The 20,200-nt window shown below is 32.9% G+C and carries 20 protein-coding genes; 9 read left to right on the plus strand and 11 right to left on the minus strand.

Annotation, left to right across the window (positions count from 1 at the left end; translation table 11 throughout):
- Positions 1–210 precede the first annotated feature (210 nt).
- Together AA089_RS14770 and AA089_RS14775 are read right to left on the minus strand one after the other, a co-directional pair.
- Positions 211–642 (minus strand): tellurite resistance TerB family protein, encoded by a 432-nt coding sequence (locus AA089_RS14770; RefSeq protein ID WP_046757744.1) that lies wholly within the window; start codon positions 640–642, stop codon positions 211–213.
- Between the two features lie 110 nt (positions 643–752).
- The gene (locus AA089_RS14775; protein WP_046757745.1) at positions 753–1,817 is read right to left on the minus strand and encodes a S41 family peptidase; all 1,065 of its coding nucleotides are present in this window, start codon (positions 1,815–1,817) and stop codon (positions 753–755) included.
- Between the two features lie 191 nt (positions 1,818–2,008).
- On the opposite strand from AA089_RS14775, the gene mfd reads away from it, so the two are divergent.
- Together mfd and AA089_RS14785 are read left to right on the plus strand one after the other, a co-directional pair.
- Positions 2,009–5,350 carry a transcription-repair coupling factor gene (mfd, locus tag AA089_RS14780; RefSeq protein WP_046757746.1) on the plus strand — a complete coding sequence of 1,114 codons (3,342 nt, stop codon included), beginning with the start codon at positions 2,009–2,011 and terminating at the stop codon, positions 5,348–5,350.
- A gap of 85 nt (positions 5,351–5,435) precedes the next feature.
- On the plus strand, positions 5,436–6,764 hold the full coding sequence (locus AA089_RS14785) for a thioredoxin-like domain-containing protein (RefSeq protein WP_046757747.1): 1,329 nt from the start codon (positions 5,436–5,438) through the stop codon (positions 6,762–6,764).
- Positions 6,765–6,861: 97 nt separating this feature from the next.
- Here AA089_RS14785 and AA089_RS14790 read toward each other — a convergent pair whose 3' ends face one another.
- The 6 genes from AA089_RS14790 to AA089_RS14815 all read right to left on the minus strand — a co-directional run bounded on the left by AA089_RS14790 (position 6,862) and on the right by AA089_RS14815 (position 11,958).
- Positions 6,862–7,137, minus strand: coding sequence for a hypothetical protein (locus AA089_RS14790; RefSeq protein WP_046757748.1), 276 nt, complete (start codon positions 7,135–7,137; stop codon positions 6,862–6,864).
- 100 nt (positions 7,138–7,237) lie between these two features.
- The gene (locus AA089_RS14795; RefSeq protein WP_156169039.1) at positions 7,238–8,962 is read right to left on the minus strand and encodes a helix-turn-helix domain-containing protein; all 1,725 of its coding nucleotides are present in this window, start codon (positions 8,960–8,962) and stop codon (positions 7,238–7,240) included.
- 410 nt (positions 8,963–9,372) lie between these two features.
- Entirely contained in the window at positions 9,373–9,636 is a 264-nt protein-coding gene (locus tag AA089_RS14800) for a hypothetical protein (RefSeq protein ID WP_046757750.1), read from the minus strand.
- 16 nt (positions 9,637–9,652) lie between these two features.
- Positions 9,653–9,904 carry a hypothetical protein gene (locus tag AA089_RS14805; RefSeq protein ID WP_046757751.1) on the minus strand — a complete coding sequence of 84 codons (252 nt, stop codon included), beginning with the start codon at positions 9,902–9,904 and terminating at the stop codon, positions 9,653–9,655.
- Positions 9,905–9,919: 15 nt separating this feature from the next.
- Positions 9,920–10,180, minus strand: coding sequence for a hypothetical protein (locus AA089_RS14810; RefSeq protein WP_046757752.1), 261 nt, complete (start codon positions 10,178–10,180; stop codon positions 9,920–9,922).
- Positions 10,181–10,275: 95 nt separating this feature from the next.
- Positions 10,276–11,958: a helix-turn-helix domain-containing protein gene (locus AA089_RS14815; RefSeq protein ID WP_082113287.1), complete on the minus strand. Its 1,683-nt coding sequence runs from the start codon at positions 11,956–11,958 to the stop codon at positions 10,276–10,278.
- Positions 11,959–12,161: 203 nt separating this feature from the next.
- On the opposite strand from AA089_RS14815, the gene AA089_RS14820 reads away from it, so the two are divergent.
- Genes AA089_RS14820 through AA089_RS14830 form a run of 4 tightly spaced genes read left to right on the plus strand, consistent with a single transcriptional unit; the run spans position 12,162 to position 13,146 of the window.
- Positions 12,162–12,407 (plus strand): hypothetical protein, encoded by a 246-nt coding sequence (locus AA089_RS14820; protein ID WP_046757754.1) that lies wholly within the window; start codon positions 12,162–12,164, stop codon positions 12,405–12,407.
- 26 nt (positions 12,408–12,433) lie between these two features.
- A complete protein-coding gene (locus AA089_RS14825) occupies positions 12,434–12,718 on the plus strand; it encodes a hypothetical protein (RefSeq protein WP_046757755.1) in 285 nt (94 codons plus the stop codon).
- A 20-nt stretch (positions 12,719–12,738) separates the two neighbouring features.
- Entirely contained in the window at positions 12,739–12,912 is a 174-nt protein-coding gene (locus AA089_RS24840) for a hypothetical protein (RefSeq protein WP_156169040.1), read from the plus strand.
- An 18-nt stretch (positions 12,913–12,930) separates the two neighbouring features.
- Positions 12,931–13,146, plus strand: a complete 216-nt coding sequence (locus tag AA089_RS14830; protein ID WP_046757756.1) for a hypothetical protein — start codon at positions 12,931–12,933, stop codon at positions 13,144–13,146.
- 941 nt (positions 13,147–14,087) lie between these two features.
- Here the strand turns inward: AA089_RS14830 and AA089_RS14835 are convergent.
- Positions 14,088–14,747: an aspartate kinase gene (locus AA089_RS14835; protein ID WP_046757757.1), complete on the minus strand. Its 660-nt coding sequence runs from the start codon at positions 14,745–14,747 to the stop codon at positions 14,088–14,090.
- Between the two features lie 84 nt (positions 14,748–14,831).
- Positions 14,832–15,191, minus strand: a complete 360-nt coding sequence (locus tag AA089_RS14840; RefSeq protein ID WP_046757758.1) for a YraN family protein — start codon at positions 15,189–15,191, stop codon at positions 14,832–14,834.
- 160 nt (positions 15,192–15,351) lie between these two features.
- Between AA089_RS14840 and AA089_RS14845 the strand changes: the two genes are divergently transcribed.
- Positions 15,352–16,140, plus strand: a complete 789-nt coding sequence (locus AA089_RS14845; RefSeq protein ID WP_046757759.1) for a class I SAM-dependent methyltransferase — start codon at positions 15,352–15,354, stop codon at positions 16,138–16,140.
- Here the strand turns inward: AA089_RS14845 and AA089_RS14850 are convergent.
- Entirely contained in the window at positions 16,137–17,027 is an 891-nt protein-coding gene (locus tag AA089_RS14850; RefSeq protein ID WP_046757760.1) for a S66 peptidase family protein, read from the minus strand. The two genes, AA089_RS14845 and AA089_RS14850, sit on opposite strands and share 4 nt — an antisense overlap.
- Positions 17,028–17,413: 386 nt before the next feature.
- Between AA089_RS14850 and metG the strand changes: the two genes are divergently transcribed.
- Positions 17,414–19,462: a methionine--tRNA ligase gene (gene metG, locus AA089_RS14855; protein WP_046757761.1), complete on the plus strand. Its 2,049-nt coding sequence runs from the start codon at positions 17,414–17,416 to the stop codon at positions 19,460–19,462.
- A gap of 96 nt (positions 19,463–19,558) precedes the next feature.
- Entirely contained in the window at positions 19,559–20,077 is a 519-nt protein-coding gene (locus tag AA089_RS14860; protein WP_046757762.1) for a ferritin, read from the plus strand.
- Positions 20,078–20,200: the final 123 nt, after the last annotated feature.

Raw genomic sequence — 20,200 nt, forward strand, 5'->3', positions numbered from 1 at the left:
GAAGGTTAGATTCTTAGAAGTTTTAGACAAGTTGGAGTTTTCAATCTTTCAATCCTTCAATCCTTCAATCTTTCAATCTTTCAATCTTTCAATCTTTTAATCTTTCAATCCTAATAACATGAGATTCCTTGTCAAGCAAGGACTGACAATAATAGAAACAAAAAAACCGAGCAAATTGCTCGGTTTTTTACATTTATATATCGTGTATGCTTAACGATTCATATTTTTAATTTCGTCTTTAAAATCTTCAGAATCTACACCTTTGCTTACTAACAACAATGCTTTGTGTACAATGTAAGAAACATTTTCTGGTGAAAAGCCTAAACCAATTCCCAAACGTTCTAACATTACGGTTTGTTTCGGACCTAATTCGTGATCAGCAAAAACCATACGCGTCAAATCGTACAAACGTTCCAAACGTTCGTTGTACATCGTTGGCGGATTTATAGGGTGCGATCTGTAATCTTTTAAAATTTCTTTATAATCACTTTCAGAGATGTCTAAGCTTCTAGCCATTCTATCTAAAAATGCTTTCTCTTCATCTGTAATAACATCATCACTCATGGCAACACGTACAATTGCTGCAAAATGATCTTGATTTCTTTCACGAAATCCACTTGAATATAAATCTGATATAGACATTTCTTATTTTTTAGTCCTGCAAATATAATTATTCTCTTGGCTTTTTTAGTCTGTTACTTTATCATTTTTATACAACTTTCTATTTTTTCAGAATATTTTATTTTTTTTGATTATTTGGAAGACGTTATCCACTTAATTGCCTCCTCAACAGTTTCTCCGCTTTTAAGATTTGTGAGGTTTAATTCTTCTTTAATTTTTACATCAGGAATAATTCCATTGTAATGTACTGTCTTATCTTTACTCATGTAATACGCCGTCATTGGTGCAAATACCCATTTTTCAGTCAACACAAACCATCCATTAGTACTTGATAATCCACTTGTTTTTTGCCCAATAAGCTTTACATTATCTTGTCCTTTCAAACTTGAAGCAACTACTTCGCCTGCACTTGCTGTATATATACTTGTTAAAACGGCAATTTTTCCCGTGTTTATTAATTCTTCACATTTTAAATCGGCTTTAAAGTGTGCGTATCCATTTTCATAAAAATTTCCATTTTCAAATTTCCATTTCGAATTAAAATTAAGTCCATCCTTAGTATCGCCGCCCAAATTTGTATCTGAAATTAATTCGCCAAGACCAGCCATCATCGGATTCATATTTCCGCCAATATTGCAACGCAAATCAATAATCCAACCGATTGGTTTTTTTGACTTTAAATTACAAATCATAGTTCGTATTTCATCTCTTGCCATTAAAACTTGATCTCCTTGCAGCATTCCTGTTCCTAAAATCTCAATGTAAGCAACATTTGATTCTTTTAATAGTTCTCCGTAAACACTGTACGGTGCATTAATTTTTGTAGCGCCAATTGCTTTATAAATACTATCATTTGGTGGTCCACTTTCTTCTGAACGGTGATCAAAAGCTACTTTATAATCATACATTAACATTCCGTGATAATCACCAAGTTCTTTAAACATCAATTCTGCCGCTTTCCCCAATTTATCTATTGAATCGTTTTGCTGATATACTGTCAACATTTCTGCTCTTAACGCGCTCCAATCTACTTTTTTGGCATAATATGAATTGGCTTTTGCTAGCGAAATAAGAGAATCTAATAATATAGGCATTGGCTCGTCTGTACTATTTTGGGCATGCCCATTTTCTTTCACATTATTTTTACAACTCATAAAAAGGAAAATGATGCTGATAACAATGGCAGTTTTTTTCATAGTAGTTTTGTAGTTAGTCTACACAAATAACGAAATTTTCGAGTCTTTTCGTGTATGCAAGTCAATTTAAATGCTGTACAAAATTTCTTTTCTTTCTTTTTAAAACACGAAGATCCCATAAAATTTTCCCCTTATTTTCTATTGATTATCAACGTTGCAAAGAGTATATTTGCATCTAAATTTTTTCAAACGTGAGTATATCTAAAATCTCGCAACAATTTTCACAATCTCCTGAACTTAGGAAATTGCGGCAAGCTATTGCCAAAAATCAAGAAAAAGTACACGTAAAAGACCTTACAGGATCAAGTTTGTCATTTGTAGTTTCGGAAGTTTTTAAACAAAGTGAAATGCCTTTTCTATTCGTTTTAAACGATAAAGAAGAAGCCGCATACTATTTGAACGATTTGGAGTTTTTACTCAACGATAAAGATGTACTTTTTTATCCAGGTAGTTACCGCAGACCGTATCAAATTGAAGAAACGGACAATGCCAATGTATTGTTGCGTGCAGAAGTATTGAATAGAATCAATTCGCGCAAAAAACCGTCGTTAATTGTTACCTATCCTGATGCGTTATTTGAAAAAGTTGTTACCCGAAAAGAGCTTGAAAAAAACACACTTAAAATTTCACTGAACGATAAATTATCCATCGATTTTGTAAATGAAACACTGTTTGAATACAACTTCAATCGGGTAGATTTTGTCACCGAACCTGGCGAGTTTTCAGTACGTGGTGGAATTGTAGATGTGTATTCATTTTCAAATGATGAACCGTACCGAATTGAGTTTTTTGGCGATGAAGTAGACAGCATGCGTACGTTTGATGTAGAAACGCAATTGTCTACAGAGAAAGTAAAAAAGATCAGCATTATTCCAAATGTTGAAAACAAAGCCTTGCAGGAATCTCGCGAAAGCTTTCTGAAGTACATTCCTGGGAAAACCATTGTTTTTGCAAAAAATACAGAATTATTATTAGGCAGAATTGACAAACTTTTCGGAAAAGCCAATGCCGCTTTCGCTGAATTATCCGAAGATATAAAACACAACACACCTGAAGAATTATTCTGCACAAAAGCGTTGTTACAAGAACAGTTTGTAGAATTTACCATTGTTGAATTGACCGCAAATCCGTTACTAAAAGCGGATACGTTTGTAAAATTCGACACAAGTCCGCAACCTTCGTTCAATCGTCAATTTGACTTATTGATTGAAAATTTAGACGAAAATCACGAAAAAGGATATACCAATTACATTACCTGCGTCAGCGAACAACAAGCGAAACGTTTTCATGATATTTTTGATGATGTAGCGCAAAAAGCACATTATGAAACCATTGTACTTCCACTCTATCAAGGATTTATCAATCATAATGAAAAAATAGTTTGTTATACGGATCATCAAATTTTTGAACGCTATCACAAGTTTCATTTGAAAAATGGTTATGCCAAAAAACAAGCCATTACGCTGAAAGAATTGACCAATTTAGAAATTGGCGATTATGTGACACATATTGATCACGGAATTGGAAAATTTGGCGGTTTAAAGAAAATTGATGTCGAAGGAAAAAAGCAAGAAGCCATCAAATTGATTTACGGCGAACGTGATATTTTGTACCTCAGCATTCACTCTTTACACAAAATTACAAAGTTTAACGGAAAGGACGGAAAACCTCCTAAAATATATAAATTAGGTTCCGGCGCTTGGAAAAAATTAAAGCAAAAAACCAAAGCACGCGTAAAACATATTGCTTATAATTTAATTGAATTGTACGCAAAGCGACGCATGCAAAAAGGAATACAATACGGACCTGATACACATTTGCAACACGAACTGGAAGCTTCGTTTATTTATGAAGATACGCCCGATCAATCGAAAGCGACACAAGATGTAAAAGCAGACATGGAAAGTGAACGCCCAATGGACAGATTGGTTTGTGGAGATGTTGGTTTTGGAAAAACAGAAGTTGCCATCAGAGCTGCATTTAAAGCAGTTGACAATGGTAAGCAAGTTGCCATTTTGGTACCGACAACCATTTTAGCATTTCAACATTTCAAAACGTTTAGCGAACGGTTAGCTGATATGCCAATTACCGTTGATTACCTGAATCGTTTCCGATCAACTAAGCAACGAAATGAAGTCTTAAAAGGTCTGGAAAACGGAACGGTTGATATTGTCATTGGAACGCATCAATTGGTCAACAAAGCTGTAAAATTTAAAGATTTAGGTTTGTTAATTGTGGATGAAGAACAAAAATTTGGCGTTGCGGTTAAGGATAAACTCAAAACGATCAAAGAGAATGTAGATACCTTAACATTGACAGCTACACCAATTCCGAGAACGTTACAATTTAGCTTGATGGCTGCCCGCGATTTATCCGTTATTACAACGCCACCACCAAATCGTTATCCTATTGAAACAAATGTCATTCGTTTTCAGGAAGAAACCATTCGTGATGCCGTGAGTTATGAAATTCAACGTGGTGGACAAGTATTTTTTATTCACAATAGAATTGAAAATATTAAAGAAGTTGCCGGCATGATTCAGCGTTTGGTGCCTGATGCGAAGATTGGAATTGGACATGGACAAATGGAAGGAAAAAAGCTTGAAAAATTGATGCTTGCTTTTATGAACGGAGAATTTGACGTGTTGGTTTCTACCACAATTATTGAAAGCGGTTTGGACGTTCCGAATGCGAATACTATTTTCATTAACAATGCTAACAATTTCGGCTTGAGCGATTTACATCAAATGCGTGGTCGTGTAGGACGAAGTAACAAAAAAGCGTTTTGCTATTTCATCACACCGCCAGATTCAGTAATGACGCAAGATGCACGCAAACGAATTAACGCCTTGGTGCAGTTTTCAACTTTAGGAAGTGGTTTCAATATTGCGATGAAAGATTTGGAAATTCGTGGTGCAGGCGATTTATTAGGTGGCGAACAAAGTGGATTTATCAATGAAATTGGCTTTGAAACCTATCAGAAAATATTAAACGAAACTATTGAAGAACTCAAAGAAAACGAGTTTAAAGATTTGTACGAAACGCAAGAAAGCACGGAAGAAAAGGTGTTTTTGAAAGAAACACAGATTGATACCGATTTTGAATTGCTGTTTCCAGATGCATATATAAATACAGTTACCGAACGTTTGGCATTGTACAATAAGCTTAGTACATTGAAAACCGAAGAAGAATTGCAAACTTTTGAAAGTGAATTGGTTGACCGATTTGGACCCTTACCAAAACCAGCCATTGCCTTGTTAGATTCGGTACGTATGAAATGGATGGCGACGAAGTTAGGTTTGGAGAAAATTATTTTGAAAAAAGGAAAATTGGTCGGGTATTTTATTTCTGATCAACAATCTAGTTTTTATCAAAGTCCTACGTTTACAAGAGTCTTACAGTTTGTACAGCAAAATCCTTCCATTTGTACTATGAAGGAAAAGCAAACCCGAAATGGCTTGCGTTTGTTGCTTACATTTGATCGTATTACGTCTGTAAAAAAAGCGTTGAATGTATTAGAAAAAGCAATGTAACCGTTTTGGCTTAATTATTGAAATCATTTAATTTTTAACGATTAAAATTTAAATAATTTCTTCAATAGATTCTAAAAAAAATATCATGATTAAAAAATTACTTTTTATTCTTTGTATGATTCCGTTGTGCGCACAAGCACAGAAAACTATTTCAGGCACATTTTCGCCTGCGGAAGACTACGAATGGTTTATTTTATATAAACTTAAAACTACGCATCAAGAATATATTGATAATGGAAAAGTTGTCGATGGAAAATTAAATTACACATTTACAAAAGATGCTCCAAAAGGCATGTATCGTTTGGTGTATGGAATGCCACAAGAATCTGAAAATTTCGATTTTATTTATAGCGGAACGGAAGATATTGAGTTTACATTTGATGAAAATGGTTCTGAATTTACGGTTTCCACAGAAAATAAACTGAACACTTCCTATTTTTCAAGTGTGAATTTGGTAAAACGACAAATTAACGAGTTTTACCAAAGTGGCGAAACAAATCGTGAAGCGTTTTTAAAGATTTTTCAAACCTTGCAAGACACACAAGATATTTTTGAAAAAGAAGCCAAAGGCACTATTGCTTACAACTTTATAAAAGCCAGCAGATCGTATATTCCAATGAAGTATGAAGCACCTGCGGAAATGGTTGAAAATATTAGAAAACACTATTTTGATCATGTCGATTTTTCAAATCCGCAATTGCAAAACTCCGATTTTATTGCTGATAAAATTTCCAATTACGTCTTTACCGCTTTGCCTTTAAAAGAGTATTCAGGAGCAGAATTGATAGCAGCTTATCAAAAGAATATTGAAGTGATTTCAAAAAAAATTGCTGCCGTTGCACCAGAATATCAAAAAACCTTGTTTAATGTATTGTGGGAACAAATGGTCGTGTTGGAAAATGAAAGTATCGCCATTCATATCGCGGACACGTATTTAATTCCGTTAGTAACACAATTGAACGATGAAGAATTGGTTAAAAAACTTGAAACACACAAACGTTTGGCAATTGGCGTGGTAGCGCCAGAAATTACTTGGGTAAAAGATAACAAAACACACAAACTAAGCGAACAAGAAGGTGCAGAAAACTATATTATTGTGTTTTGGAGTAGTACCTGTTCGCATTGTTTGAAAGAGTTTCCAAAGTTAAAATCGTATGTAGAAAGTCAGGAGAAAGGTAAATTTAAGGTCATTGCAATTGGTTTGGAAGACGAACGCGCAAGTTGGGCAAATGAAACTTCATTTTATCCAGATTTTATACATATTTTAGGGTTGGAAAAGTGGGACAATGAAATTGGAAACACCTATGATGTAACCTCTACACCAACATTTTTTATTTTAGACAAAAACAAACGCATTATCGGAAAACCGTATGGCGTAAAGGAATTGCAAGAATTTTTTCAAGAAGAAGAATAAGTATATTTTTAGAAGAAACGAAAAAACAGAGAAATATGAATTTCTCTGTTTTTTTACCGTAATAAAACTTATCTTAAGTATCGTTGTCGAATACTACTTAACAAGTAGTCACAGATTTGTCAGTATCAGTATCACATAAATTGTTGCCTTCGTTCGTCGCATCTCCTCCTATCGTACATACCGCTTCTCTTGAGCCTCCTGGATCATTATTACAAGGAGTTCCATCGCAAGTTGGACCAGTGTTTTGACAAGTATCTATTAGACTTACTGTTCCATTAACAACAATTGGATTTGTTCCACCTACTATTGAGTTTAATTTCAAATTCGCAATACTCACTTTTCTTAAGTTCAATTTAAATTTTCTTGTTTTCATTATAATACAGTTTAATTTTTTTTAGATTACTCAAAACTACACATCCTAAATGAAAATAATACGCAAAACAGGGTATGAGAAATCGTAATTCCGTGAATCGTCACTTACTTTTTTGATCTTCTATAATTTTTCGAATAAAATAAGAAGGTTTTAAACCTGTCTTTTTTTGAAATGCTCTAGAAAATCCTTCAGGATTCGAAAAACCTATCTCTTCTGCAATAGCTCGAATGGTATATTTTCGATAGGTTGAATCTTTTTGAATCTTATTTATAAAATAATCTATTCGTAGATCGTTTATGTAGGTTGCAAAATTTTTCCCTTTGTATGAGTTAATAATTTTTGATAAATACTTGGAGTTTGTATCTAACTTTTTCGCAACATCTTTTAATGAAATTTGATTGGTAAGATATGCTTCTTTTTGTTTAAATATTTCTAACTTTTCTAAGATTTCGTCAATTAAATTTTCATCAATATCTAAAGAGACTACTCGCGTTTTTGAATCTTTTAAAATAATTTTCTCTTCTTCCACTATAGAATTAGACTTATGTAAAATTTCATTATACCTTCTTTCATATTTCTTTTTCAAGCCACGATAATATAGCAGTAGTCCTATGGCTGCAAACCCGAATAATACAAAGACAATTAAAATCCACTTCTTCTCACGTGTAATGATTTTATTATCTTCTTGAAGCTCTTTAATCAAACGTTCCTTGTTGAAGATTAATGAAGGAATATCATATTTTTTAGAGATATTTTTATACATGTATTTATACTCTGTATGAATGATACTGTCTACTTTTATCAATTGATTGGTATAATACAGTTGTTTCTCTTTGTCTCTTTTTTTCTTGGTATTTTCAATTAAGTATATATATGACTCCCGCAAAGGAGGAAACAGGCTGTTGGTCGCGTTGAAAACTGAATCAATTTTTTTAAAATGATGTAATGCTTTTTCTTTTTTATTTAGTGAGAAGTAGCTTTTTCCGAGATAAAAGTCTACAACAGGTTTATTTGTATTATTTATGTGTGGATATCCTTTGTGCAAACTATCAATAGCTGCTTTGTGCTTGCCTTTAAGGGTAAGATTTACACCTTCGTTTACTACAAAAGCGTAGTACATATATGTATCATCATATTGTTTCGCAAGTTGAATTCCTTTTTTGTTCAACGCCGTACACTTAGAAGATTGCTCTGTTTCATAATATATAGATGATAACTGAAATAGAATGTTTAAATATCGATCAATGTATTTTTTTGATACTTCTTGTTTTATAGATTCCGATGAGATTATTTCTTCTTCTCTATATGCTTTACATTCTAAAAAAAGTACTTCTGCCTCATCGTATTCTCCTAAAAATCGCTTAAGCAAAGCAATATTATATTTTATAGAAAATTTGTAGATGACATTTGGACTTAATTTCTCTGCTTCTGCAGCCAAAAAGTAATTGTCCAACGCTTTTTGATATTTCTTGTGTTTAAAAAAAAGATGTGCGCGATACATATAAGCCTGCACTGGAAATCCTTTATCTCCTTTTAAATTTTCTGTATATGAAATGGCACTATCTAAGTATTGGTGTTTTATTTTTACATCATCATTTTTAACAGCCAACAAATAAAAACCTCTTCCTATAAATCTCTCATCTTTTGTCTTTTTTGCTTTTTCTAAATAGTCTTGAGCTAGTATTTCCTTTTCTTCGGACTTCATTTTTTTATTACGCACCTGTTTTCGAGTAGACATAAATTCTTCAAACATAGGATGCTGTTCTTGTGCAAACGCAATCATACCCACAACTAAAAAACCTAGAAATAATAGAAACTTCTTCATAGAAACTGTAGTGATTTTAACAAATATAATTGAAAAGCTTGATGTGCCTGTAAGTTTGCGTACGAACTTTACAATGATTCCCTGAATTATCACTTCAATTCAAGGACTTGTATTTTTCTTTGGTTGATTGATTATCAATTTACTTGTTGTATTGTTGTAAATCGTTTTTAATCATGTCAAAACGAGCTTTTACTAACTTTTTTTAACCGAGTATTAATTAGCGTCAGTTCGATATAAAAAATTTAGGGAAATTCATGCGGTTTTGAGCAAGGAGTTTCTAAACTCAATTACAAATATGAATTGAATCACTTATATCGAACTTAGGTTAATTATAAAAAAAATAGTGACCAATCAATACATGAAGGTCACTACTTTTTTTAAGTTAACTCAATATAAACTGATATAATTTTCTAAATATTATTGATGGAATTACAATCTGAAATATTAAAGCATGCTAACTGATTTAAAGAATGATTATCAAATCCCCGAGTAGCACAACCATCACTACAAGGATTTTCAGGAGTTGACGCTACATCGGTTGGTGGCGGACAATTAGTTCCACTTTGACACGCATGAAGTACAGAATCATTATTGGTATCCGTTCCACCTTTGATGAAGTTCATATTTGCAATTCTGATTTTATTAAATTTAAGTGTTTTCTTTTTTCGTTTCATAAGTATAATTTTTAAATTAACAAGTACATGAAATTGTGAGATCTCTTAAATCTGGTTGACCCGTAGTACATCCGTCACTCAAGATACAACCATCGCTGCATGGGTTTGCAGGAGATGAGACATTATCTGGTGGCGGAGGCGGACAATTTGTTCCACTTTGACACGCATGAAGTACAGAGTCATTATTGGTAACCGTTCCACCTTTGATGAAGTTCATATTTGCAATTCTAATTGTATTGAGTTTGAGTGTTTTCTTTTTTCGTTTCATAATGATTTTTTTAAATTAAATAGACGTGGTTTCACAAAAGAATGATCCTATACTTGCTGCCGTACATGGCTGTAAGTTGGAAATATTACACCCATCACTGCATGGATTATCTGGGTCAGATGCTGGAACTGGTACTGGATAAGCACAAGCTAGTTCTCTGTTTTGTGTGATACAAACAAGGATGATGGATATGTCTTCATTTCCTCCACCTTTGATAAAATTCATGTTTGCAATTTTGATTTTTTTGAACGTAAGCGCTCTTTTTTGTCGTTTCATACTGTATTATTTTTTTAGATTAACAGTCTCAAAACTAAAGGATTCATATGCTAAAACATGACAAAAAAGAGGCTGGAATCCAATAATTCGCGGAATTATGGTATTTTTTGTTGACTTTCTTTTACCTTTTTTATAAAATAAGAAGGTTTTAATCCTGTCTTTTTCTGAAATGCTCTAAAAAATCCTTCTGAATTTGAAAATCCACCTTCTTCTGCAATGGCTTTAATGGTATATTTTTGATACATCGGATCATGCTGAATACGATCTATGAGATAATCTATTCGTAAATCGTTGATATACGTAGCGAAGTTTTTCTCTTTGTAAGAGTTGATAATTTTTGATAAATATTTTGAGTTTGTTTTGACAATTTTTGCAACATCTTTTAGTGATATTTGATTGATGAGATAGTGTTTTTCTTTTTCAAAAAGATTTAATTGGAGTAAAATTTCATCCACAATATCTTCATCAATGTCTTTGATCACAGGACGCAATTCTGCATTTTTTACAACAATTGTTTTATCTTCTACAATCACATTTGAGCTTTTTATAATGGCATCATAACGTTTTTGATATTTAATTTTCAATCGTCTGTAATAAAGAATTACGAACATAATTAATACTACTAAACACACTATACCTATAACAAGAATCTGTTTTTTATCATTTTTTAAATCGTTTATTAAAATATCTCTGCTTTCAATTAACTCTGGAAAATCATACTGCTTTACAATTTTGTTCGATAGATATTTGTAATCTGCATGAATTAAACTATCAACTTTTAATAATTGAGTTGTATAGTATAATTGTTGCTCTTTATTTTTTTCTCTCTTTGCATTTTGAATTAAATACTCATACGATGAACGTAATGGTGGAAATAAGTCATTTTCTCTAACAAAAAAACTATCCATCTTTTTAAAATAGAATAAGGCTTTTTCTTTTTCTCCTATACCGTCGTAACTTTTGGCGAGATAAAAATGTGCAATGAGTTCATGCAAATCACTTCGCAAGCCTGGAGCTCCTTTTTCAATACTATCGATAGAAGCTTTGTATAATCCTCTTTTATATAAATTGATACCTTCGTTTACGACAAATTTGTTGTAAATGTTCTTTGGATTTTTACTTTTTAAAGTCAATTCAATACCTTTCAAGTTGGTTTCAGTACATTTTTCTGTCTGATTTGATTCATAATAAATAGACGACAATTGAAATAATATATGTTGATAGCGCAACGTATTTTGTTGCTTCGCTTTTTCATATACCAAGCATTCTTTAAACAACGCTATTGATTCGTCGTAAAAGCCCAATCTTCTCTTCATCGAAGCGATATTGAACTTAATATGATATTGATACGCTATACTTCCGTTTGCTTTTGCTAAAGATTCTGCAAAAATGTATTCATCTAACGCGCCTGTGTAATCGTGGTTTTGTCTTAAATATACACCTTTATGGAAATAAGCCTTCATGGGAAATAATTCATCTCCTTTTAAGTCTTTGGTATAAAAAATTGAACTATCAATGTATTTTAAGTTCTTATCTATAGCTGTATGCTTAAAACTTAAGAGATAATATGCTCTACCAATAAGCTCTTTTCTTCCACTTTTAAATACTTTTTTTAAATAGTCTCGGATGCGTAGTTCAGAAGTTTCAACATCAATACTGTCACTAGCAACCAATATGTTTTTCAAGGTTACATATTCGTCATATAACACATCTTTTTCTTGTGCCTGACAGAGTATTACATTAAAAAGTAGATAAAAAAATAGTAGAACCTTCTTCATATAACCTGTTGTATTTATGACAAATATAACAGAAAAGAGATACGTTTATTTTTATATATGATGCAAGTTTTCTGACAATTCCGTGAATTAGAGGATGAATTCACGGAATTGTCTTGATATTCAATTGACTAGCTTCAAAATTAAGTGTTGTTTTGTTGAAGTGATCACATGAGTAGCTTTTTATTAATTAAACATTATTAAAGATGAAAAAAAGAAATTTAAAAAGTTTACAGCTAAATAAAAACAAGATTGCTGATTTTACTTCAAATCCAATTATAGGAGGATTGCCGCCAAGATCACATTTTGCACAAGACTGTAAAGAACCAGACGAAGTATCAAATTCATGCGCTATTGAATCTAATTGTCTTGGTTGCACAGTTCATGACACTGTTAATTGCCAAGCAAACACAGATGCTTCTGTATGTAATTGGGGTTCTTGCTCTTGTTAAAAATAGTAATTAAAAAAACAAAAATTATGAAAAAACAAAAGATCAAAAGTTTACGACTCAACAAGAAGTCCATATCAAATTTCAATTCTTCAACAATTTTTGGCGGAGACAATAGATTTGAATCTGTAAGAATCTGTCCAGTTGTATTAACAGAAACATGTTCTGTAAACAATACAGATTGTAATACAGGTACTGGCGGCGGCGGAAGTGCCACTTTTAACAACTGTACTGTTGGTTGCGACACCAGATTACAAGATACATGTGGCTGCGTAGATCCAGTTGGAACTTCCAACTTGGCTAGTCCTTGTTAACACATAAAAACTAAAACATTATGAAAAAACAAAATTTCAAAAGTTTAACATTAAACAAAAAATCCATTTCTATCATCACTAATGATATAGATGTAAAAGGAGGAAGAACGGGCAAATGTGGTACCGATGGAACCTACAATTGTGGTGCAAGTTGGATTACCAGATGCGACGCTTCTCATTGCTATTGCGAATAATTAATTAAAATCAAAATCATGAAAAAAAGAAAAGTAAACAGTTTACAGTTGAACAAAAACAACATCTCTAATTTAAACAATGTTACTGGTGGAAGAGCGCCAGGAAATGGAACAATTTCGGATCCAGTTGAGTTAACTGACGGATGTCCGCCTTCATTACCACATACAGATTGTAATTGTGGATCAGATTTCAATTTAGGTTGCGGTTCTATCATTACCCATTGTAGAGGATAAGTGTACAGTTGAATATTTTTAGATTAACTGTTAGTTGGAAAGTAGACTTCTTCATTGAAGTCTGCTTTTTTTATTAAAAGAAGATTGAAGAATCAAGAAAAAATACTTTCTATGCTTCAGGATGAGTTCAACTAACATCATTGCACGCGTCTTCGACTTTGCAATGCTGAGTTTCATCACAATAAATATTCAAAAAAGAACATAAAAATGTTGAGATCCTGATTTCCATCAGGATGAGTTCAACTGACATCATTGCACGCGTCTTCGACTTTGCAATACTGAGTTTCATCACAATAAATATTCAAAAAAGAACATAAAAATGTTGAGATCCTGATCTCCATCAGGATGAGTTCAACTGACATCATTGCATACGTCTTCGATTTTGCAATGCTGAGATTCACTCAAATAAAATCCCGCTCATTGCTGAGCGGGATTTCTCGTAAAACTAAATTACGCTTTGGAGTTTTTAAATTTCAGAATCTGATAAACCAATTTCTCAAAAAGAAAAATACCCTTTTGATTTATCTTATCTACTAAACAGAAATCATAAATCTTCCACGCAAATCCGTAAACCATGCAAAACACGAGATTTTGCAGTGTATATATTGTTTGTTTTTTAGCTTAAAATATCACAACAACTAAAAATAATGCTCATAGTTTGTGTCATACAATGAAGTATGTCAAAAATTAAAATGTAATTATTGTCTATGATCGATTCTACAAAAGAATCTGTAAAAAAGGTAGTCGTTAGGGGTAACGTAAATTGAAAATAAATAAAGAATAAAATTAAGTTGGCTCTAAACAACTTCCAACTATGTTATAAATTTAATCAATATTTATTTACAAAACAAAGAACTGAATTTATATGTGGTAGAAAAAGCGTAGAAATACCTGTTTTTAGAACAAAGAATAAATACGCGCGGAATTTTCAATAGAGAATACTACAGTGATTTCAAGTTTTTAATTACGGTAAAAGCTTTATCAACTTGTTCGTCATTTACTAAAATTGTAAACTCATTGGTCGTTGAAATAACTTCATAAATATTGATACCTTCCCAAGATAAACGCTGAAAAATGAAATAATAAATTCCAGGAACATTTACATTATCTTTTGGCAATTTGACAGTAATTGAAGATAAATTTTCCTGTTTTTCAAGTAAAATTTCATGCTTAAAAAACTCTCCTACTAATGCTGCAACTTCGTTACTTACTACAATATTAGATTCATTTACACCACGTGAGGAAGTATAAAATACCGTATTGAGTCCTTCAATTTCGGACATAAATGCTGCCTGATTTTTCAACAAGGTTTCTGAAACTTTAAATGTATAATCGTTTAAGGCAGAACGCACCGTAATTTCGCCAATATTTCGAACAAACTTTAACACACGATGTGTCACTCTAAATTCCAATTCTGAAGACAAACGTTTCAAAGCCATTACAATAGCTCCGTTTTTTACTTCTTTTCCTAACTGATGTTCAATTTCAGGTTTAATCAATCGTGACAACGAGGTCAAATTGATGATTCCTTGCGATAAGGCACTTGATAAAAATGGCTTTGTCTTGATGTACTCTTCTACAATTGAGGAAATAGTCTTCATTTAGTCTACAATTTTAATAGAGTGCAAAAATACAAACATAAAAAGAAGTTTCAAAACAAATTGTTATAATTATAACAATGATTTTTAAAAATGATAAAATGCGTCTTCTAAGTGTTTTATTGTCATTTCATCTTTATCATGTAATATTGCGATAATATCAAATCGAACCTCAACATCTAAATCGTTCGAAGTCACATATTCATCAACTGCTTTGACCAATAACTTAATCTGCTTTGGCTTTACAAAATCTTCAGGATTTCCAAAATCGGCCGAAGTTCGCGTCTTTACTTCAATAACGGCCAACACATTTTCCTTCCGTGTAATAATATCAACTTCAGCCTTTTGAAAACGATAATTTCGCTCTAAAATTTCATATCCTTTTGTTGCCAAATAATTAACGGCTAATTCTTCTCCTTTGGTTCCTAAGTCATTATGTGTTGCCATATGCAATTGCTAAAATTTCAAATAAAATACGTATCTTATTGTTGTAAATCAACTCTTTGTATGAAAAAATTCACATAACACTATTAGTTTTTATGATTACAAATGATTGTTTGTTGTAAGCATAGCCACTATCTTTAAAACAACCTAAAAATCATACGATATGAAAGCAACGTACGATCATATTGGAAACGGATACAACAATACCCGAAAAGCAGATCCATATATCTTGGAGCGACTTGAATATCACTTAAATGCCATAAAAGAAGGTATTTATTTAGATATTGGTTGTGGCACAGGAAATTATACCTCCAAACTGCATCAAAAAGACACGCAATTTATCGGAATTGATCCTTCTGAGAAAATGCTAACAATTGCCAAAAAATTACATCCGCACATTACTTGGACACAAGCAAAAGCAGAAGATATTCCGTTAGAAAACGAAAGTATAGCTGGTGTTGTTGGAACACTCACACTTCATCATTGGGACAATTTAGAAAAAGGATTTTCAGAACTATTTCGCGTACTAAAACCCTATGCAAACTTGGTGTTTTTCACATCTACACCAGCACAAATGCAAGGTTATTGGCTCCATCATTACTTTCCAAAAATGCTAGCCGATTCAATAGAACAAATGCCTTCGTTAGAAAAAATTACAGCTGCAATGCAATCGGCAGGATTTAAAAATATTTTTACAGAAAAATATAACATTCAGCCCGATTTAGAAGATCAGTTTTTATACGTTGGAAAAAACAATCCGACATTATATTTAGACGCCAACATTCGAAATGGAATTTCCTCATTTTCGTTGTTAGCAAACAAAGAAGAAGTAGAAAAAGGACTAAAGCAACTTGAAGCAGATATCAACTCAGGTGAAATCAATAGTATTATGAAAAACTATGAAAACCGTGACGGAGATTATCTTTTTATCTTAAGTCAAAAAGAAAGTTAAAAATTCAATTCAACGTTTTCATCAACATGTAAAGTAGCTTCTTTTCCAAAAATCAACGCGCGATTGTCATCCACATGTCCCGCAGGAAAGTTGAAACAGATTGGAAAATCATATTCAGAAGTAACATCTAAGATAATTTCATGTGCATTTTTCCCAAACGGAACTGTATTATCATGCATATCGGTCATTCCACCAATAATCAACCCTGCTAAATCGTCAAAATATCCATTTCGTTTCAAGTTCATCATCATCCGATCAATATGATACAAATACTCATCTAAATCTTCCAAAAACAGAATTTTTCCTTTGGTATCTATACTTAAATCAGAACCTGTCATACTATACAACATGCTCAAATTTCCTCCAATCAATTCGCCTTTTGCAATACCTTTTTTATTATGAGAAACGCTTGGAATGGTATAGTTTAGGCTTTCGCCGAATACAACTCTTCGCAGACTTTCGAGCGCTTCTGGTGTATTTTTCGCCACATTAATTGGCATTGTTGCATGGAGCGTTTCAAATCCTAATTGTTGTCCTTTGGCATGTAAAACAGTAATATCAGAATAGCCAATAATCCATTTCGGTTTTTTTATAAATCGTGAAAAATCAAGTTGGTCAATCATGCGAATCGTTCCATAACCGCCGCGTGCGCACCAAATGGCATCAATATGATCATCATCTAAAAACTGTTGAAAATTCAAGGTTCGCGTCATATCATCGCCTGCAAATTGGTGTTCTTCAAGATCAATTGTTGTTCCTAAGACAACTTTTAAATCCCAACTGTGCAATAGCGCAATAGCAGCTTGGACTTCCGTGATGGAAATCTTTCTTGCCGTCGATAAAATACCGACAGTTGCTCCTTTATGTAGTGGTTTCGGTTGGTTCATGTACTAAAAGTATAAGAAAAAATATAGAATCTATTTTTCCATTCAAACAAAAGTCATTTTTAGACGATCGGCAAAAAATATCGTTTTTGTGAATTTTCATTGAATTATTAGACATAATATTACTTATATTATACTCAAACTTAATATTCTGTTACTTTTTAATCTCTAAAATTAAAATCCCATTAATTTTTAATTCCTAAACTTAAATATTCTACTACTTTTTAATCTCTAAAATTAAAATCCCATTACTTTTTAATTAATTCTTTAATTCTTAATCCTTTTTAGATATTAAATTATATCATAATTCCTATTTTTGCACACTTACATGTGGTTTTCCGTAAAAGTATATTGCGAAAACTAATCTTATTGAATTGAAACGAAACAAAATGACTCAAAATCCGAAACGATATACCATAACTGCCGCTTTGCCATATACCAACGGACCAATTCATATTGGACATTTGGCTGGTGTGTATGTTCCTGCTGATATTTATGCACGTTATTTACGCCTTACAGGCAATGATGTAGCTTTTATGTGTGGAAGTGATGAGCACGGAGTTGCTATTCCGATGCGCGCAAAAAAAGAAGGGGTTTCTCCACAAGATATCATTGATAAATATCACGGAATTATTAAAAAATCGTTTGAAGATTTCGGAATTTCGTTCGATAATTATTCCCGTACATCTGCGGAAATTCATCATGAAACAGCTTCTGAATTTTTCAAAAAACTTTATGAAGATGGAGAATTTATTGAAGAAGTTACCGAACAATTATATGATGCAGAAGCCGATCAGTTTTTAGCCGATCGTTTTGTCGTTGGAACCTGTCCAAAATGTAATCATGAAGAAGCGTATGGCGATCAATGTGAAAACTGTGGAAGTTCGTTAAGCGGAACTGAATTGATCAATCCGAAATCGGCCATTACAGGAAATGTTCCTACGTTAAAACAAACAAAACACTGGTTTTTACCATTAGATAAATACAGTGATTTCTTAACGGAATGGATTATTAAAGGACATAAAAAAGACTGGAAACCCAATGTTTACGGACAAGTCAAATCGTGGGTTGATGATGGTTTAAAACCACGCGCCGTCACACGCGATTTAGATTGGGGAATTCCTGTTCCCGTTGAAGGTGCAGAAGGAAAAGTATTATATGTGTGGTTTGATGCGCCAATTGGGTACATTTCTGCAACGAAAGAATGGGCAGCACGCGAAGGAAAAGATTGGGAACCATATTGGAAAGACGAAAACACAAAGTTGGTTCACTTCATCGGAAAAGATAATATTGTATTTCACTGTATCATTTTCCCATCGATGTTAAAAGCACACGGCGATTATATTTTGCCAGACAATGTACCAGCGAATGAATTTTTGAACCTTGAAGGAAACAAACTCTCAACCTCTAAAAATTGGGCAGTTTGGTTGCACGAATATTTAGAAGATTTCCCAGGAAAAGAAGACGTGTTACGATACGCATTAACCGCAAATGCGCCCGAAAGTAAAGACAACGATTTTACCTGGAAAGATTTCCAAACACGAAACAATAGTGAATTGGTGGCGATTTTAGGAAACTTCATCAATCGTGTGGTGGTATTGACACATAAATACTATGACGGAATTGTTCCTGAATACACAGGCGAATATGAAGAATTAACGCAAGTAAAACATTTTCCAGCTGTTATTTCAAGTTCTATAGAACGTTACCGTTTCCGCGAAGCAAGTCAAGAATTAATGAACTTAGCACGACTTGGAAATCAATTTTTACAAGCCAATGAACCTTGGAAAAAAATCAAAGAAGATCCTGAAACGGTAAAAGGTATCATGTATGTAGCGCTTCAAATTGCGTCGGCGATTGCAGTACTTTCAGAACCGTTTTTACCATTTACATCCCATAAATTAAAAAATATTTTAGCGCTTGACGCAGAATTATCTTGGAACGACATTGCTACAAAAGAAATTCTCATTCCAACAGGGCATAAAATTAATCCAGCCGAATTATTATTTGCTAAAATTGACGATAAAGAAATTCAAGCACAATTAGATAAGCTTGAAGCGACAAAGAAAGCAAACGATGCCGCAAACAAAGAAGTAGTTCCTCAAAAAGAAACAGCAACTTTTGACGACTTTACCAAATTAGATTTACGTGTCGGAACGATTATAGAAGCAGAAAAAGTTCGTAAAACGAAAAAGCTTTTAAAACTATTGGTTGACACAGGTTTAGACAAACGTACGATTGTTTCAGGAATCGCAGAAAGCTTTACACCAGAAGAAATCATTGGAAAAAAAGTAACGGTTTTAGCCAACTTAGCACCAAGAACAATTGCCAAAGTAGAAAGTCAAGGAATGATTTTAATGACCGAAACTCCAGAAGGCAAATTGGTCTTTGTAAATCCTGATGAAGCTGGAGTGAATAATGGAGAAACGATTAGTTAATATTCCTTTAGTTAGAATAAATTAAAATTATACCATACACAAGTAAAGCTCGCTGTTTATGCGTATTTTTACATAACCGAAAAAAAAGAAAACGTTATGTTATCAAAAAATATGGAAAAAGCGCTAAATGCGCAGATCAAAATAGAAGCAGAATCTTCACAAGTATATTTAGCTATGGCAAGTTTTGCGGAAGTTCAAGGATTTGAAGGAGTTTCTTCATTTATGTTTATGCATTCTGATGAAGAACGTGAACACATGCTAAAATTTGTAAAATATATCAACGAACGTGGTGGACACGCTGTCATTTCTGAATTGGCAAAACCACCATTAGAATACGGATCGCTAAAAGAAATGTTTCAAAAACTATTTGAACATGAAGTGAAAGTATCTAAAAGTATCAACGATTTGGTACACATCAGTTTGCAAGAACAAGATTATGCAACGCATAACTTCTTACAATGGTATGTAGCGGAACAAATTGAAGAAGAAGCGTTGGCACGTACAATTTTGGACAAAATCAACTTAATCGGAGACGATAAAGGCGGATTGTACTTATTCGACAGAGATGTACAAGCAATTACGGTGCAACCTGCAACGGCAAGTCCAGCAGAATAACAAAAGAATATTTTAGGCTTACAAAAAGGCGATTGAGTTTTCAATCGCTTTTTTTATACCTACTTTTTCATTTCTGCAAAAGCAGGAATGAAAAAATAGATTCCGCAACAAGTGCGGAATGAC

It is taken from the genome of Kordia jejudonensis, from assembly GCF_001005315.1.
Lineage (GTDB): Bacteria > Bacteroidota > Bacteroidia > Flavobacteriales > Flavobacteriaceae > Kordia > Kordia jejudonensis.